The sequence below is a fragment of the Bradyrhizobium sp. Leo78 genome, assembly GCF_059512425.1.
Genome location: NZ_JCAMOT010000305.1, coordinates 1 through 358, shown reverse-complemented (window position 1 = coordinate 358; position 358 = coordinate 1). Strand labels below are relative to the sequence as shown.

The window sequence follows — 358 nt, the reverse complement described above, 5'->3', positions numbered from 1 at the left end:
AGCAAGTGACGACTTTCTCAGTCGTCTCGAACAGGCGGAAGAACTCCCGGATCTGCATGGCCGGCAGGCCGGTCCGTTCCAGGAGGTCGTTGATGTCAAGCGCGGCCGCTGCCGCAAAAGCATCACCGAAACCTTCGGTATGGGCGGCAATATAATTCTGGTCGATTGCCGGGCTTGTCGCGAGATGCGCAAACAATCCCATGAACAGCGCGACGTCGCCGTCCGGGCGAATTGCGAGATGCAGGTCGGCGATGTCGCAGGTCATCGTCCGGCGCGGATCGATGACGACGATCCGCATGCTGGGGCGTGCCGCCTTTGCGGCGGCAAGCCGCTGGTAGATGACAGGGTGGCACCAGGC

At 62.3% G+C, this 358-nt stretch carries 1 pseudogene; it reads right to left on the bottom strand.

What is annotated here, in order from left to right:
* A pseudogene (locus tag AC5ZG1_RS44810) lies at positions 1 to 358 on the bottom strand (nitrate reductase); the annotation flags it as partial.